This is a genomic window from Yersinia aldovae ATCC 35236, from assembly GCF_000173735.1.
Classification (GTDB): domain Bacteria; phylum Pseudomonadota; class Gammaproteobacteria; order Enterobacterales; family Enterobacteriaceae; genus Yersinia; species Yersinia aldovae.
In genome coordinates, this window is the sequence record NZ_ACCB01000001.1 from 225922 (window position 1) to 241164 (window position 15243).

Sequence of the window (15243 nt, forward strand, 5' to 3'; positions counted from 1 at the left end):
ATTGGGATTGAACTTGCCGATGTTACTCGGCAGGTTCAGTGACGGCAGGTGTGCTCGGCCGCAAGAACATATATAAACGGAATAGATACACCAGTAATAATGCAGAAACCAGATTGCTCAGGGCGCTTAACACCACGGTAGCAATGGTGGTGGGCAGAATGGTCAGGTGGCTGACTAAATACAGCAGAATCAGTTTGGCGGCGATCCACAGCATCATGGCCGGTACAATCAAACGGACATTGGCAAAGGCCAATTTCATGCTCACTTTTATCGCGGCAAAAACACCTATTTTTCCGTGGTCACAATCACCGGTGACAGGGACAATGCGACGGCCAACACCACGCCCGGCACGATAAACATGGTCAACCCTAATTGAACCAGCAGGGTGCCGATAAACATCAGTAATAACAAGCGCGGTAAAATCGGTAAAGATAAACCGATGGCCTGCAATGCACTGATACGACGCCCGGTTGAAACCATAGAAATCAGCGTTAACAGACCGCCGACTAATAAAACATTACCCACTAATGCAGAGAAGGTTGCCACGGCCGAGACTTTCAACAGCACCATCTGCTGTTCAGGTGTCATCTGCGACACAATCTCAGAGATGCTCATGTTGCTGCCCGACGATGTCAGATCATTTTCTGTGGTGCTTAAGGTACTCAGTTGTTCAGTATCAGGGATAAATGCCTGATTTAACATGACGGTAATGAACGCGGTCAGTAACGCCAGCAACAGGATTGCCGGCATCTGGTTACGCAAAAAGTTAAAACTGTCACGGTATAAAGTGTTAGCCGTGATAGGCATGAAAGCTCCTTGGGATCGAAAAAATAGCGCTTAGCCGAGGATTATACCTTGTTATGGCGCGCAGTGGGATGCTGTGATTGGTCTGTTATTGATTTCTTCCAATCTTAATATGTGGACGTTATCAATAGGTAACGGTGGTAAGCCGTAATGGGCACGATCGCAGTAGCATTACCTTCTCCAGTTTCCCCTGAGCGTTTAAATTTATGACAAGGCAATAAGGAGTCGCACGTTTTGGCCGAAAATGGTTTTTATGATCCAGATCAATTTCAATATTATTAAGGAATTAAATAACCTTACTTAAAATAGGTTTTATTTAAATTGTTACCAAAGATGTGATCCCGATTGGATCATGAATACGCATTTATAGGTATATTCAGCTCGCAAATATACCTACAAATGGAATGGATAATGAAAAAAATCACTTTAGCACTCTTAGCTGTCGCATCATTAGTACCGACTGCGGCAAGCGCGCATGAAGCTGGCGATTATATTTTCCGGGCAGGGACGGCAACGGTCAGACCAAATGCAGGATCTGATGATGTACTGGGTTACGGCTCTTTTAAGGTCGATAACAATACCCAGTTAGGCATGACCTTCAGCTATCTGATCACTGACAATATTGGTGTTGAACTGCTGGCTGCCACCCCGTTCCGCCATAAGATTGGTTTGGCTGCCACCGGTACTATTGCTGAAGTGAAGCAATTACCGCCGACATTAATGGCGCAATACTATTTCCGTGACAAACAAGACAAACTGCGCCCATACCTGGGGATTGGTCTGAACTACACCACCTTCTTTGATGAGAAGTTCAACAGTACTGGCAGTGAAGCAGGCCTAACGGATTTGAGTGTGAAGGATTCATGGGGCATCGCCGGGCAGGCGGGTCTTGACTATATGGTCAGTGAGAACTGGATGGTGAATATGTCCGTCTGGTGGATGAATATTGAAAGTGACGTCAAATTCAAAGCCGGTGGCGTAGAACAAAGCATCAATACTCGTCTTGATCCTTGGGTGTTTATGTTCGGTGCGGGCTACCGCTTCTAATTACCCTTTGTTCTTGGCGTTGTAGGGGACGTTCACTTATCTGTAGTAAAGGAGGCGCGAAGAGCGCCTCCGCTCATGAGATTATTTGATTTGCATCTGATTGCTGACAGATTTCACACCAGGGACACCGCGGGTAATTTGCACTGCGCGGTTTGCATCCTGACTAGAGCTGACAAAGCCACTCAACTGAACGCGGCCTTTAAAGGTTTCAACGCTAATTTCAGTCGATTTTAGATTCTTCTCACCCAACAGTGCTGATTTCACTTTGGTTGTCACCACAGTGTCATCAAGGTAACCCCCTGTTCCTTCTGACTTTGGCGTAGGTGCGCACGCTGACACCGCCATCGCCATAATGACTGCAATGCACAAGGCCGAAAGGGTCTTAAAAAGTTTCATAAATTACTCTCCATGTTTACCGATGTTTTAACAAGACGCTGTGGAACGATAATGCGTTGAAAGTGCTATTAACTCATACTTTTAGATAACCTACTGATCACTCATAGCATCTTAAATGTAAAGAAATGCTTAGTGTGTTACATAATTATTGGTTATGAATGGCTTTTATTCAAATTTACAGCAGAAGTGGGGCAGGGAAGGGACTTAAAAACATCAATATAGCGCCTGTTTTGTGTCAGCAAATCAGGCGCTGATGTTGTTAAAATACTAGCTGCGGGTGGCTGCTTTCATTTCAGACACAAAACGGTTCAGTTGATCCAACATCACCATCGGCTGTGTGACATTATTCTCGATAATTTTTACAATTGCGGAGCCGGAAATCACGCCCGCAGCACCGGCGGCCAAGCTGGTTTTTACTTGTGCAGGCTCTGAAATACCGAAGCCTTGTAGTGCAGGCGCGGCATGATATTCACGCAATTTATCTACCAAATGGTTCAGCGGCAAATGACCGTGATTTTCAGCACCCGTTACCCCGGCCCGAGACAGCAGGTAGGTATAGCCACGGCCATGCGATGCAATCTCGCGCAGCAATTCATCGTCGGCATTGGGCGGGCAGATGAAGATGGGCGCTACCCCGTGGCGCGTTGCGGCAGCGCGGAAGGGGGCGGATTCTTCAAACGGCACGTCAGCAATCAAGACAGAATCGACACCGACTTCCGCACAGCGTTGGTAAAAGTTATCAATCCCGTTGTGGAATACCAGATTTGCATACATCAACAGGCCAATCGGGATGGTCGGATGCTTTTTACGGATCTCCCCCAGCATTTCAAAACAGATACCCGGCGTAACGCCCGCCGCAAAAGCCCGCAATGCCGCATTTTGAATGGTAGGGCCATCTGCTAATGGGTCAGAGAACGGAATTCCCAGCTCCAATGCATCGGCTCCCGCCGCAATCAGTGTATCGATAATCTGCAATGATAGGGCTGGTGTCGGATCACCGAGTTGTACGAAAGGGACAAATGCACCTTCTTTTTTTGCCGCCAGTTGTTGGAATAATTGCTGATAACGCGACATTAGATCTCTCCCCGTGCTTTCAGAATATCGTGAACGGTGAAGATATCTTTATCACCGCGCCCGGATAAGTTAACCACCAGTAATTGCTCTTTTTCCGGCGACGCTTTAATCATTTTCAGTGCATGAGCCAGCGCATGGGAGGATTCCAACGCAGGAATAATGCCTTCATTGCATGACAATGCTTTAAAGGCGTCCAGTGCTTCGTCATCGGTTACTGACACATAATCGGCTCGCCCGATACTGTTCAGATAAGCGTGCTGTGGCCCCACTGACGGGAAATCCAACCCGGCGGAGATAGAGTAAGACTCTTCGATTTGCCCGTCGCGGGTTTGCATCATCGGTGATTTCATACCGAAATAGATGCCCACTTTACCGTGTTTGAGTGGCGCACCATGTTGACCGGTTTCGATACCCAACCCCGCCGGTTCAACCCCAATCAGGCCAACACCCGGTTCATCAATAAAATCGGCGAACATGCCAATCGCGTTAGAACCTCCCCCAACACATGCCAGCACCGCATCGGGCAGGCGGCCTTCTCGGGCGAGGATCTGTGCTTTGGTTTCTTCACCAATCATGCGCTGGAATTCACGCACAATCGTCGGGTAAGGGTGTGGGCCAGCGGCAGTGCCCAGCATATAGTGGGCGGTTTCATAGCTGCCTGACCAGTCACGCAGCGCTTCATTACAGGCATCTTTCAGGGTGGATGAACCACTGTGTACCGGGATCACTTCCGCCCCCATTAAACGCATCCGAAAGACGTTCGGGGATTGGCGCTCAATATCTTTGGCACCCATATAAATGCGACATTTTAAACCCAACAGAGCACAAGCCAGAGCTGATGCCACGCCGTGTTGTCCGGCCCCGGTTTCAGCAATGATTTCGGTCTTACCCATACGTTTGGCTAATAAAGCCTGCCCCAAAACCTGATTGGTTTTGTGCGCGCCACCGTGCAGCAGATCTTCACGTTTCAGGTATAACTTGGTCTTGGTTCCTTTAGTCAAATTCTGGCATAAGGTTAGCGCGGTCGGGCGTCCGGCATAGTTTTTCAACAAATCTTGAAATGTGGCTTGAAACTCTGGGTCCAGTTGCGCACTGACAAAAGCCTCTTCCAGTTGCTTTAATGCTGGCATCAAAATCTGCGGCACATACATGCCACCGAACTCGCCAAAATAAGGATTAAGTGTGGTCATTTTTCTGTCCTATGGATTTACCAAAGTGTATTCGTAAATTAAATTAGCATTAAAATCAACGATCAATACGCGCGTAATGTCTGGAACACCGCCGCGATCAGTTGCGGATCTTTGATGCCCGGTGCGCTTTCTACACCGGAGTTGAAATCAAGACCGGCGCAGCCCAGTTGAGCGGCGGCACAACAGTTATCGGCAGCTAACCCACCGGCCAGCAGCACATTATCCAGCGGTTGACCGGCCAGCAGTGACCAGTCAAAACGTTGCCCCGTGCCCCCGTTGCCACTGTCCAAAATATAGCGTTCAACATGCTGCAAATCGCGCTGCGGTACGGAGTCGTCAACTCGCAGCGCCTTCCAAATTTGGCAAGTCGCGGGCAGTATGGCACGCAACTGATTGATATAACTCTGATCCTCTTGCCCATGGAGCTGTATTGCCGCCAGCGACAGGCGCTGTGCGGTTTGTTGCACCGTTTCAATTTTGGCATCGCGGAACACGCCAACATACTTCAACGGCGCACCGCTAATGACGCTACGTGCCTTGGCAATATCGACATAGCGCGGTGAACTGCCGACAAAAATCAATCCGCCGAATATTGCACCTGCGTTATATGCCGCTGCTGCATCCTGAGCACGCGTCAGTCCGCAGACTTTATTTTCACCGAGCAATACGCGGCGCACGGCGGCGTTTAGGTCGGGTTCAGACATCAAGGCACTGCCAATCAAAAATCCGTTGGCGAAGTGGCTCAGTTTACGCACCTGCTGGTAATGAGTGATACCGGACTCGCTGATCACCGTCACGCCTTTTGGCAGACGAGGAGCCAGCTCGCGAGTGCGGTTCAGATCGATAGAGAGATCACGCAGGTCACGGTTATTGATGCCAACCACCTTGGCCCCCAACGCAATGGCGCGATCCAGCTCTTCGCTGTTACTGGCCTCGGTTAGCACCCCCATATTCAGGCTATGCGCCACCGCAGCGAGCTGGTGGTAGGTGTCATCGTCCAGCACCGATAGCATCAGCAAAATGGCATCCGCCTGATAAAAACGGGCCAGATGAATTTGATAGGCATCAATAATAAAATCTTTGCATAATACCGGCTGCGTCACGACGGCACTAACCTGCGGCAAGAAATCGAAGCTGCCCTGGAAATATTTCTCGTCAGTTAACACGGAGATAGCCGAAGCGTAGTGCTGATATACCGCGGCTATCTCTGCCGGGTTAAAGTTCTCGCGTATTACGCCTTTAGACGGCGATGCCTTTTTGCATTCCAGAATAAAAGCGGTCTTACTGCCTTGCAGTGCGTGGTAAAAATCACGCTGACTCAGGGTGATATCGTTTTGAACACTGGCCAGAGGCTGCTGTAATTTGCGCGCGGCAACCCAGATTTCCTTATCGCGTACGATGTCGTGGAGCACGGTTTTGTTAATACGGCTTTCCTGCATGACTTATCCCCTTGCTGCCAAAGCGGTAACACGTTCGAACGGCTGGCCGCTATGTATCATTTCCAAAGCCTGCTGCGCGTTGTGGCGCAGGTTTTCTTGCCCGTGTAATTTCAGTAATAGCGCGACGTTTGCCGCCACCGCAGCGGCATGTGCTGGCTCACCTTTACCTTGTAACAAGCGGGCTAAAATGTCACGATTTTCTTCTGGCGCGCCACCTTGCAGAGTGCCTAGCGGGTGGCTGTTCAAGCCGAAATCTGCCGGTGTCAGTTGATAGCTTTCAATATCGCCATTATTCAGTTCAGCCACATAGGTCGGTGCGTGGATAGCAACCTCATCCATTCCGCCGCCGTGAACCACCGCCGCGCGTTGATAACCCAGCGTTTTCAGCGTTTGTGCAATCGGCAATACCAGTTCGGGGCTATAAACGCCAATCAGCGCCAAAGGTGGGCGTGCCGGGTTAATTAACGGTCCCAGCACATTAAACAACGTGCGGGTTTTCAGTTGTTGACGCACTTGCATTGCATGGCGAAAACCGGGGTGATACTGCGGCGCAAACAGGAAGCACACCCCTAACTCATCCAATGCTAATCGAGACTGCTCGGCACTCATATCAAGGCGGATACCGAATGCCGCCAGCAGATCTGATGAACCGGAACGGCTGGACACACTGCGGTTGCCGTGTTTAGCCACTTTTACCCCACAACTGGCTGCCACAAAGGCGCTGGCAGTGGAGATATTAATGCTGTTTGTGCCGTCACCGCCAGTACCGACAATATCGGCGAAGCGATAGTCAGGGCGTGGGAAAGGTTGCGCATCTGCCAGCAATGCCTGCGCTGCACCGGCTATCTCAGCCGGTGTTTCACCACGGACTTTCATGCTGATCAGTACCGCCGCCAGTTGGCTGGGTTCCAGCTCACCACGCACGATAGCTGCAAACAGGTGCTGGCTTTCAGCCTGGGTTAAGGATTCAGCCCGGAACAGTTTTTCTAATAACGAGTGCATCTGGTATTCCTTATTTACGACCGACCCATAGAATGTGGCGTGGCAGGGCATAGCGCCCAGGCCAGTGTTTGCTCCAGTAAACGGGCACCGTGGGCCGTTAAAATCGATTCCGGGTGGAATTGGTAACCGCAAACCCGGTGGTCATCATGGCGAACCGCCATCACCATCTCGCCAAAACGGGCGTTAACGGTTAATTCTGTTGGGATATTGCTGCCGACCAATGAGTGATAGCGGGCAACCGGTAATGGATTGGGCATGCCGGCAAACATCCCCAGCCCGTCATGTTCAATGGCCGAAGCCTTGCCATGCAGGATTTCACCTGCCTGACCGACATGGCCGCCATAAGCCTCCACAATTGCCTGATGACCGAGGCAAATACCAATGATAGGTAGCTGACCGCGCAGGCGTTGCAGCAATTCAGGCATACACCCTGCCTGCGCCGGTGTGCCGGGGCCGGGGGAGAGCATCAGTACCGGTTTTTCAAGCTGCCCCAAGCGTTCGATGAGGGTATCGGCCGCAATCTGGTTGCGGTAAATCACCACCCGATGGCCACTGGATCGCAGTTGGTCTACCAGGTTGTAAGTAAAGGAATCAACGTTATCGAGTAACAGGATATCGGCCATCAGAAGATCTCCCTGGCGTGGTGTGCGGTGGCAATCGCGCGTAGTACGGCACGGGCTTTATTGCGGGTTTCGTCGGCTTCCGCCTGTGGAATTGAATCGAGAACCACGCCGGCACCCGCTTGTACTGTGGCTATCCCGTCTTCGACATAAGCCGAGCGGATAACAATGCAGGTATCCAAGTCACCGTGAGCGGTGAAGTAACCCACCGCTCCTCCGTAGCTGCCACGACGTGTACCTTCGCTGCCCGCAATCAGTTGCATGGCGCGAACTTTGGGCGCACCGCTTAATGTGCCCATATTCATGCAAGCCTGATAAGCGTGTAGCACGTCCAGATCGAGTCTCAACGTGCCAATGACGCGGGAAACCAGATGCATGACAAAGGAGTAGCGATCAACTTTTGTTAAATCAGCCACATAGCGGCTACCTGGTTCGCAGATACGGGCCAGATCATTACGTGCTAAATCCACTAACATCAAATGTTCCGCCAGCTCTTTATGGTCGGTGCGCATCTCCAGTTCGATACGGCTGTCTAAATCGCGGTCCAACTCACCATTAGCACGGCGGCCACGTGGACGAGTACCCGCGATGGGGTAGATTTCAATCTGGCGATTGCTGGCATCATATTTCAGCGCACTTTCAGGTGACGCCCCGAACAGCGAAAATTCATTGTCCTGCATAAAGAACATATAGGGGCTAGGGTTGCTGTCTTTTAGGGTCTGGTAAGCCGCCAGTGGTGATGGGCAAGGCAGTGAGAAACGGCGGGAAGGCACCACCTGAAAGATCTCGCCTGCACGGATTGCCAACTGTAATTGACTGACAACCTGGCCGTATTCTTCATCCGATTGGTTACACTGTAACGTCATTTCAGGAACGGATGTTGCCGGTATGGGTTGTGGGGGTTGTTGCAGTTGGTGAGCAAGCTGCGCCAGTCGTGCGCTCAGGCGTTGATGCTCATGTTCATCCGGAGTAAACAGGCTGGCTTGCAAGCGGGTATCGCGATGTTGATGATCCAGCACCAGCAAGGTTTCGGCTAAATAGAAGCAGAAGTCCGGGCAACGTTGGTCTTGGCGCAGTGGCGGTAAATTCTCGAAACCGGCGACCAGATCGTAAGCGAACAAACCACCAACAAACATCGCTTCCCGCTCGGCAACTGGAGCATCAACCAGCGTCAGGAGTAAACGCAGCGCATCAAAAACCGAGAGAGCCTGTAAACGGGCATCTTCATCTTGTACCTCATTGATCACCGGGAAGATTAACTCGCGGCTATTTGGCCGCACCTGAATCTTAACATCGGCTGGCAAGGCGGTATCTAACAGTGGCAATAACGATGCGCCGTTACGGGTCAGGGCTTCGACCGTGACTTGCTGCCCCAGCGCGGTGATACGCAGGGCGCTATCAATGATAAGCAGGCTTTTCAAATTCTCTTTACTGGTCACTTCGGCAGATTCGAGTAACAGCGTTGCCGGTCGCGCCCCACATAATTGATGAAACAATGCTGTCGGATCATTGCGGTAACAAGCTGTGGCTGTCAGTAACTGCAAACTAGGGCGCGATGTTGGCATCATGTAGTCATCCTGAAAAATTGATCTGAAAAAAGGTTACGCTGAAAATCTGTCCATAAAAAAGCCCGCTATTCGCGGGCTGAAGCAATCTGCACTGTCTGATGACTGATATGCGTGATTACATCGCCCAAAAGAGGGGGATGTGCCACCAACGCAGTAAGGAAATCAGGGAAGTTTTCATTATCAGTCACTATTCTCTATGATTGCATTTGGCCTATTGGTGCAGCCGTGTGTCTTGGCATCACCGCGATGTCTTGTGTACTAGTAAACTAGTTCATGAGGTGAGTGTCAACAGTTGATTAATTGTTTTTAATATCACTTGTTTTGATACGTGGGTGTGATGAGGAAGTTTGATTAACGTCACTGGGGGATAAACGGGTATGATAGTCAGCTACGTTTTTCTGAATTTTTGTTTTGGTTAATCCATTTTGATAGATAAGCCAGTCGTGATGAGTAATACCACTGTACCTGATAAAGCAGATGTCGTTGATAGCTCGTTCCCTTCTACTGCTTTTACGATTTATGATTTGCATAGCCACACTACGGCATCCGATGGTTCCTTAGCGCCCTCCGCGCTGGTGCTGCGGGCAGCCTCGATGCGTGTTGGGGTGCTAGCGATTACCGATCATGACACCACTGCGGGCCTGGCCGAGGCTGCCGCCACGATTGAGCAGCACCAATTACCGTTGCAACTTATCTCGGGTGTGGAAATTTCCACATTATGGGAAAACCACGAAATCCATATTGTGGGGCTGGGTATTGATGTTCACCATGCCAGCATCGTCAAATTGCTGCGTGAACAGTCAAACCACCGCTATATAAGAGCGCAAGAGATAGGCGCTCGTTTGGCAAAAGCACGAATTCCTGATGCCTGGGAGGGCGCGAATCGCTTGGCTGAAGGCGGTCAGGTTACTCGCGGCCATTTTGCTCGTTATTTGGTGGAATTAGGGTTAGCCGGCAATGTTGGGCAGGTTTTTAAAAAGTATTTAGCTAAAGGCAAGACCGGTTATGTCCCCGCGCAGTGGTGTACAATAGAACAAGCCATTGATGCCATTCAGCAATCTGGTGGTCAAGCGGTGCTGGCACACCCTGCGCGCTATGATTTAACCGCCAAATGGCTAAAACGGTTATTAGCGCATTTTGCTGAACAAGGCGGCGACGCAATGGAAGTCGCACAATGCCAGCAAGCGCCCCATGAACGGGCGCAACTTGCGCAGTACGCACGCGATTATAAGTTACTTGCATCCCAGGGATCTGATTTCCATCAACCGTGTTCCTGGATTGAATTGGGCCGCAAATTGTGGCTGCCCGCAGGGGTGGAACCGGTATGGCGAGATTGGCCTACAGTGCCTGCCAATACCGATCACACGTTGAATGATGAGGTAGAATAATGAGTCAATTCTTTTATATTCACCCGGAAAATCCACAACCGCGCTTAATTAACCAGAGCGTTGATGTTTTGCGTAAAGGGGGGGTGGTTGTTTATCCGACAGATTCTGGTTATGCCCTTGGCTGCCGTCTGGAAGATAAATCTGCAATGGAACGTATCTGTCGTATTCGTCAGTTCGATGGCAATCACAATTTCACTTTGGTATGCCGTGATTTGTCTGAGCTATCGACGTATGCCTATGTTGATAACTCCGCTTTTCGTCTGATCAAAAATAACACGCCGGGCAATTACACCTTTATTTTAAAGGCAACCAAAGAAGTGCCTCGGCGCTTGATGAATGACAAACGTAAAACCATTGGTTTGCGCGTGCCTTCAAATCCTATCGCGCTGGCATTGCTGGATGTATTAGGTGAGCCACTGATGTCTACCACATTGATACTGCCGGGTAATGATTTCGCCGAATCTGATCCGGAAGAGATCAAAGATCATCTGGGTAAATTGGTCGATTTGATCATTCACGGCGGCTCGCTGGGCCAGCAGCCGACCACCGTTATTGACCTGACTGACTCCTCTCCAGAGGTTATCCGTGAAGGTGCTGGGGATGCAACACCCTTTCGCTAACCGTTACTGACCAGAACCCGCAATTGTTGTAATGAATTGAACGCGAAGGTATTGAGTCACGCAGGAGAGGGCATGTTCTTTATACACACTGGTTTTCAATGACGTCTATTGAGTCATCGGCCGGGATAGTTTTTGAAACCCTGATCGTGAAATTAGTGTAATATGTGCGGTCACGAACCAGCGTGTGGTTTTTTTGCGCCGTTATCTGCGCGCCATGCTGCGTTCCAAAATGTATTACAATCAGTGAGTTTTGCTTGATTGTGAGCTTAACTTATTGATTACAATATATAACACGACGCCTGTGAAGGCGACATTAGAGGTTGCTCAATGAGCGAGAAGTCAGAAAGCCAACAGTTACCGAACGCAAAGCCACAAAGCCCTAAATCACAGGGCGACCGGGCTGTGGGTGATAAAACAAAAGTTGTGGGTGAAAAATTACAAAAAGTCTTGGCGCGAGCGGGTCACGGTTCACGTCGGGAAATCGAAACTATTATCCAGCAGGGCCGCGTCAGTGTAGATGGCAAAATATCTACACTGGGCGATCGTGTTGAGGTGACTCAGGCCACTAAAATCCGCCTGGATGGTCACCTTCTTTCTATTAAAGAGTCTGAAGAGACGGTTTGTCGCGTTTTGGCGTATTACAAACCGGAAGGCGAACTTTGTACCCGTAATGATCCTGAGGGGCGTCCAACAGTATTTGATCGTTTACCTAAACTGCGTGGTTCACGTTGGGTCGCGGTAGGTCGTTTGGATGTGAACACCTCGGGTTTATTACTGTTCACGACTGACGGTGAACTGGCTAACCGCCTGATGCACCCGAGCCGTGAAGTTGAGCGTGAATATGCCGTGCGCGTATTTGGCCTGATTGATGACGAAAAAATCAAACAGCTCAGCCGTGGTGTGCAATTGGAAGATGGCCCTGCGGCTTTTCGTACCATCAGTTTCCAGGGTGGCGAAGGGATTAACCAGTGGTATAACGTCACATTGACCGAAGGGCGTAACCGTGAAGTTCGTCGTTTGTGGGAAGCGGTCGGCGTGCAGGTTAGCCGTTTGATTCGTGTGCGTTATGGCGATATCAATCTGCCAAAAGGTCTGCCTCGTGGCGGCTGGACTGAGCTGGATCTGAAAGCGACCAACTACTTGCGTCAATTAGTCGAAATGGATTCCGAAACCGTCAGTAAATTGCCGGTTGAGAAAGATCGCCGTCGGGTTAAAGCTAATCAAATCCGCCGTGCAGTCAAACGCCATACTGAAGTCGCGGGGCGTCAGGTTGCTGGCCGCCAGGGTTCAGCACGTAAAGGCTCAACTCGCCAAAACACAGGTAATGCAGCGCCGGCAGCCACTGCGGGTCGTCGCGGCACTAATAAGCGCGGATAAGCCATCGGGCTAACGCGTGATGAGTGCGCAGAGTCACCGCTCTCGACTTTATTGCCGCAGTTTTGTGACTGCGGCAATATAACTTATCTAATGCCTCTATCTCACCACACATCTTTTACCAATCAATACCTTGTTGGGCCTTAATCCCCGCATCAAAGGCATGTTTGACCGGGCGTAATTCGCTGACGGTATCGGCCATCTCCAGCAGGTCACGATGGCAACCACGGCCAGTAATAATGACGGTTTGATGAGCCGGGCGCTGCTTGAGCGCAGTGAGTACATCCTCCAGCGGCAGGTAGTCGTAAGCGACCATGTAGGTCAACTCATCCAATACCACTAAATCCAGTGTCGGGTCGGCCAGCATTCGCAAAGCGTGCAGCCAAACGCCCTGACAAGCCGCAGTATCGGTTTCTCTATTTTGGGTATTCCATGTGAAACCGGTTGCCATCACTTGAAATTCAACGCCATGCTGCTCAAGCAGATTCTTTTCGCCGTTCGGCCATTCACCTTTTATAAATTGTATCACGCCAGCGTTAAGGCCATGACCTACCGCGCGCGTAACCGTACCAAACGCCGCAGTCGTTTTACCTTTGCCGTTACCGGTAAACACAATCAAAATACCGCGGATCTCTTGAGCGGCGGCAACCCGCGATTCAACCTTTTCTTTTATCTTTTGTTGGCGCTGCTGGTGTCGGTCTTCAGACATAATCATATCCCTTTTATTCGGCGGGGCCGGCTTTGCGGCCAGGTTGTGCATCGAAGCTAATACCGGTTTTTCTGCGGCTATCATCGCCCATCAGGTAAAGATACAACGGCATAATATCTGCCGGTGTTTTCAATTTATCGGAGGCTTCATTTGGAAAAGCACTGGCGCGCATCTGGGTGCGCGTGCCGCCCGGATTGATACAATTAACCCGCAAATTACTCTGTTTATACTCTTCAGCCAATACCTGCATCATGCCTTCAGTGGCAAATTTAGATACCGCATACGCGCCCCAACCAGAGCGCCCCTGCCGACCCACACTGGAACTGGTGAAAACCAGCGAGGCATCATGGGATTTCAGTAATAGTGGCAATAGCGCTTGAGTAAGCATGAAAGTTGCATTGACATTCACCTGCATCACCTGTTGCCACACGGCGATATTCTGCTCTGCCATTGGCACGATATAACCCAATAAACCGGCATTATGTAATACGCCATCCAGACACGGAACCTGCGCGTTCAGTGTGTCAGCCAGTTGCTGGCAACTCAGTGATGTTGCATGTGACAAATCCAGTGGTAATACGATGGCGGCAGGCCCACCGGCATCCGATATCTGCTGTTGCACCGCAATCAACTTACTTTCAGTGCGACCAACTAAAATTAAACGGGCACCAAAACGGGCGTATGTCACTGCCGCTTCGCGCCCAATGCCATCACCTGCGCCAGTGACTAAAATAATGCGCTGATCAAGCAAGTCATGTTTAGGTTGGTAATGCATAATTATTCCTCTTACAGGCGGCGGGGATGTTACCCCGGCATACCGCGAAATCTCTTACATTCTTATATTTAAGCGAAACCAATGCAATTTTTCATTTGCGCAAGACGCCAGCCTGCGGGTTCGCTAGAATGCGGGTATCTCTCTAAAAACATATTAAAGAAAGGCGGTATTTGTGGAGTTAATTTCTCTGTATGGGCTGTTTCTGGCCAAAGTCGTGACTATTGTGGTAGCGATTGGTGCGGTGGTGCTACTGATCGTCAGTCAAGGAATGAGAAAGCAGGGGCAGCGGGGAGAGTTGAATCTGGTTGATTTGGGCGAGCAATATAAGGAAATGCAGCGCGAAATGCGTCTGGCTCGGATGGGGTCTGCCGAGCAAAAAGCCTGGAGTAAAGAGTTTAAAAAACAGCAGAAATCCGATCAAAAACTGAAAAAACAGCGCGCTAAGGCCGGTGCCATCGCAGCGGTTAAACCTTGCCTCTACGTGATTGATTTTAAAGGAAGTATTGATGCGCATGAAGTGACTTCGCTACGCGAAGAGATTTCTGCGGTGCTGGCGGTGGCCACTGCGCAAGATGAAGTGTTGCTGAGACTGGAAAGTCCGGGCGGCGTGGTACACGGTTATGGCTTGGCGGCCTCGCAATTGGAACGTTTACGTCACAAAGGTATCCGTCTGACGGTTGCAGTAGATAAAGTGGCTGCCAGTGGCGGTTACATGATGGCTTGTGTGGCGGATCGCATAATCAGTGCGCCTTTTGCCATTATCGGTTCGATTGGTGTTGTGGCGCAGATCCCCAACTTTCACCGTTTACTGAAAAAGAACGATATTGATGTTGAATTGCATACCGCCGGTGAATTTAAACGCACCCTGACTCTGTTTGGCGAAAATACCGAACAGGGGCGTGAAAAATTCCGCGAAGACCTGAATGAAACCCATCTGTTATTCAAACAGTTCGTGCAGCAGCAGCGGCCTTCATTAGATATTGATGCGGTGGCGACAGGTGAGCATTGGTTTGGTACACAAGCAAAAGAAAAAGGGCTGGTTGATGCCATTGGCACCAGCGATGATCTATTAATTGCAGAAATGGATAATCACGAGGTTATTGGTGTCCGTTATTCGCGTCGCAAACGCCTGATGGATCGTTTTACCGGTAGCGCAGCAGAAAGCGCCGATCGCCTGCTATTGCGCTGGTGGCAACGTGGTGAGAAACCCTTATTATAAGTTTATGAAACGATTTGG

The 15243-nt window shown here is 50.2% G+C and carries 13 protein-coding genes, 2 pseudogenes and 1 other annotated feature; of the genes and pseudogenes, 5 read left to right on the forward strand and 10 right to left on the reverse strand.

Annotation, left to right across the window (positions count from 1 at the left end; all coding sequences use genetic code 11):
* Positions 1-22 precede the first annotated feature (22 nt).
* Positions 23-807: pseudogene (locus YALDO0001_RS00990) on the reverse strand (YciC family protein).
* A gap of 408 nt (positions 808-1215) precedes the next feature.
* On the opposite strand from YALDO0001_RS00990, the gene ompW reads away from it, so the two are divergent.
* Positions 1216-1851, forward strand: a complete 636-nt coding sequence (ompW, locus tag YALDO0001_RS00995) for an outer membrane protein OmpW (RefSeq protein ID WP_042545952.1) — start codon at positions 1216-1218, stop codon at positions 1849-1851.
* Positions 1852-1932: 81 nt separating this feature from the next.
* Here the strand turns inward: ompW and YALDO0001_RS01000 are convergent, their stop codons facing one another.
* The 7 genes and pseudogenes from YALDO0001_RS01000 to trpL all read right to left on the reverse strand — a co-directional run bounded on the left by YALDO0001_RS01000 (position 1933) and on the right by trpL (position 9318).
* The gene (locus tag YALDO0001_RS01000; protein WP_042839194.1) at positions 1933-2247 is read right to left on the reverse strand and encodes a BON domain-containing protein; all 315 of its coding nucleotides are present in this window, start codon (positions 2245-2247) and stop codon (positions 1933-1935) included.
* A 267-nt stretch (positions 2248-2514) separates the two neighbouring features.
* On the reverse strand, positions 2515-3321 hold the full coding sequence (gene trpA, locus YALDO0001_RS01005) for a tryptophan synthase subunit alpha (RefSeq protein ID WP_042545950.1): 807 nt from the start codon (positions 3319-3321) through the stop codon (positions 2515-2517).
* Complete coding sequence (gene trpB / locus YALDO0001_RS01010; protein ID WP_004699196.1) at positions 3321-4511, reverse strand: tryptophan synthase subunit beta; 1191 nt, start codon at positions 4509-4511, stop codon at positions 3321-3323. The genes trpA and trpB overlap by 1 nt, the downstream gene beginning before the upstream one ends.
* A 62-nt stretch (positions 4512-4573) precedes the next feature.
* Complete coding sequence (gene trpCF, locus YALDO0001_RS01015; protein WP_004699200.1) at positions 4574-5950, reverse strand: bifunctional indole-3-glycerol-phosphate synthase TrpC/phosphoribosylanthranilate isomerase TrpF; 1377 nt, start codon at positions 5948-5950, stop codon at positions 4574-4576.
* A gap of 3 nt (positions 5951-5953) precedes the next feature.
* Positions 5954-7575 (reverse strand): annotated as a pseudogene (gene trpD / locus YALDO0001_RS21670) (bifunctional anthranilate synthase glutamate amidotransferase component TrpG/anthranilate phosphoribosyltransferase TrpD).
* Positions 7575-9137 (reverse strand): anthranilate synthase component 1, encoded by a 1563-nt coding sequence (locus tag YALDO0001_RS01030; RefSeq protein ID WP_042839222.1) that lies wholly within the window; start codon positions 9135-9137, stop codon positions 7575-7577. Before YALDO0001_RS01030 ends, trpD begins: the two are co-directional and overlap by 1 nt.
* A gap of 55 nt (positions 9138-9192) precedes the next feature.
* Positions 9193-9294 (reverse strand) — a sequence feature (Trp leader region).
* Positions 9256-9318, reverse strand: coding sequence for a trp operon leader peptide (gene trpL / locus YALDO0001_RS22285; protein ID WP_145483831.1), 63 nt, complete (start codon positions 9316-9318; stop codon positions 9256-9258). Its footprint overlaps the feature before it by 39 nt.
* Positions 9319-9586: 268 nt before the next feature.
* Here trpL and rnm point away from each other — a divergent pair, with 268 nt between their 5' ends.
* The 3 genes from rnm to rluB all read left to right on the forward strand — a co-directional run bounded on the left by rnm (position 9587) and on the right by rluB (position 12525).
* Positions 9587-10528 carry an RNase RNM gene (gene rnm, locus YALDO0001_RS01035; RefSeq protein WP_049596014.1) on the forward strand — a complete coding sequence of 314 codons (942 nt, stop codon included), beginning with the start codon at positions 9587-9589 and terminating at the stop codon, positions 10526-10528.
* On the forward strand, positions 10528-11148 hold the full coding sequence (locus YALDO0001_RS01040; RefSeq protein ID WP_042839197.1) for an L-threonylcarbamoyladenylate synthase: 621 nt from the start codon (positions 10528-10530) through the stop codon (positions 11146-11148). Before rnm ends, YALDO0001_RS01040 begins: the two co-directional genes overlap by 1 nt.
* 327 nt (positions 11149-11475) lie before the next feature.
* Positions 11476-12525, forward strand: coding sequence for a 23S rRNA pseudouridine(2605) synthase RluB (gene rluB / locus YALDO0001_RS01045; RefSeq protein ID WP_004699208.1), 1050 nt, complete (start codon positions 11476-11478; stop codon positions 12523-12525).
* Positions 12526-12640: 115 nt separating this feature from the next.
* Here the strand turns inward: rluB and cobO are convergent, their stop codons facing one another.
* Both cobO and YALDO0001_RS01055 read right to left on the reverse strand, forming a co-directional pair.
* Positions 12641-13231 carry a cob(I)yrinic acid a,c-diamide adenosyltransferase gene (gene cobO, locus YALDO0001_RS01050; RefSeq protein WP_042839198.1) on the reverse strand — a complete coding sequence of 197 codons (591 nt, stop codon included), beginning with the start codon at positions 13229-13231 and terminating at the stop codon, positions 12641-12643.
* A gap of 13 nt (positions 13232-13244) precedes the next feature.
* Positions 13245-14006: a YciK family oxidoreductase gene (locus YALDO0001_RS01055; RefSeq protein WP_004699211.1), complete on the reverse strand. Its 762-nt coding sequence runs from the start codon at positions 14004-14006 to the stop codon at positions 13245-13247.
* A gap of 172 nt (positions 14007-14178) precedes the next feature.
* On the opposite strand from YALDO0001_RS01055, the gene sohB reads away from it, so the two are divergent.
* Positions 14179-15225: a protease SohB gene (sohB, locus tag YALDO0001_RS01060; RefSeq protein ID WP_004699213.1), complete on the forward strand. Its 1047-nt coding sequence runs from the start codon at positions 14179-14181 to the stop codon at positions 15223-15225.
* Positions 15226-15243 lie beyond the last annotated feature (18 nt).

Excerpts from the sequence above, each read along its gene's own strand:
- trpCF (WP_004699200.1), bottom strand. The coding sequence starts at position 5,950 with ATGCAGGAAAGCCGTATTAACAAAACCGTGCTCCACGACATCGTACGC.
- YALDO0001_RS01030 (WP_042839222.1), bottom strand. The coding sequence starts at position 9,137 with ATGCCAACATCGCGCCCTAGTTTGCAGTTACTGACAGCCACAGCTTGT.
- YALDO0001_RS01000 (WP_042839194.1), bottom strand. The coding sequence starts at position 2,247 with ATGAAACTTTTTAAGACCCTTTCGGCCTTGTGCATTGCAGTCATTATG.
- rluB (WP_004699208.1), top strand. The coding sequence starts at position 11,476 with ATGAGCGAGAAGTCAGAAAGCCAACAGTTACCGAACGCAAAGCCACAA.
- YALDO0001_RS01055 (WP_004699211.1), bottom strand. The coding sequence starts at position 14,006 with ATGCATTACCAACCTAAACATGACTTGCTTGATCAGCGCATTATTTTA.
- ompW (WP_042545952.1), top strand. The coding sequence starts at position 1,216 with ATGAAAAAAATCACTTTAGCACTCTTAGCTGTCGCATCATTAGTACCG.
- trpA (WP_042545950.1), bottom strand. The coding sequence starts at position 3,321 with ATGTCGCGTTATCAGCAATTATTCCAACAACTGGCGGCAAAAAAAGAA.
- rnm (WP_049596014.1), top strand. The coding sequence starts at position 9,587 with ATGAGTAATACCACTGTACCTGATAAAGCAGATGTCGTTGATAGCTCG.
- trpB (WP_004699196.1), bottom strand. The coding sequence starts at position 4,511 with ATGACCACACTTAATCCTTATTTTGGCGAGTTCGGTGGCATGTATGTG.
- cobO (WP_042839198.1), bottom strand. The coding sequence starts at position 13,231 with ATGTCTGAAGACCGACACCAGCAGCGCCAACAAAAGATAAAAGAAAAG.
- YALDO0001_RS01040 (WP_042839197.1), top strand. The coding sequence starts at position 10,528 with ATGAGTCAATTCTTTTATATTCACCCGGAAAATCCACAACCGCGCTTA.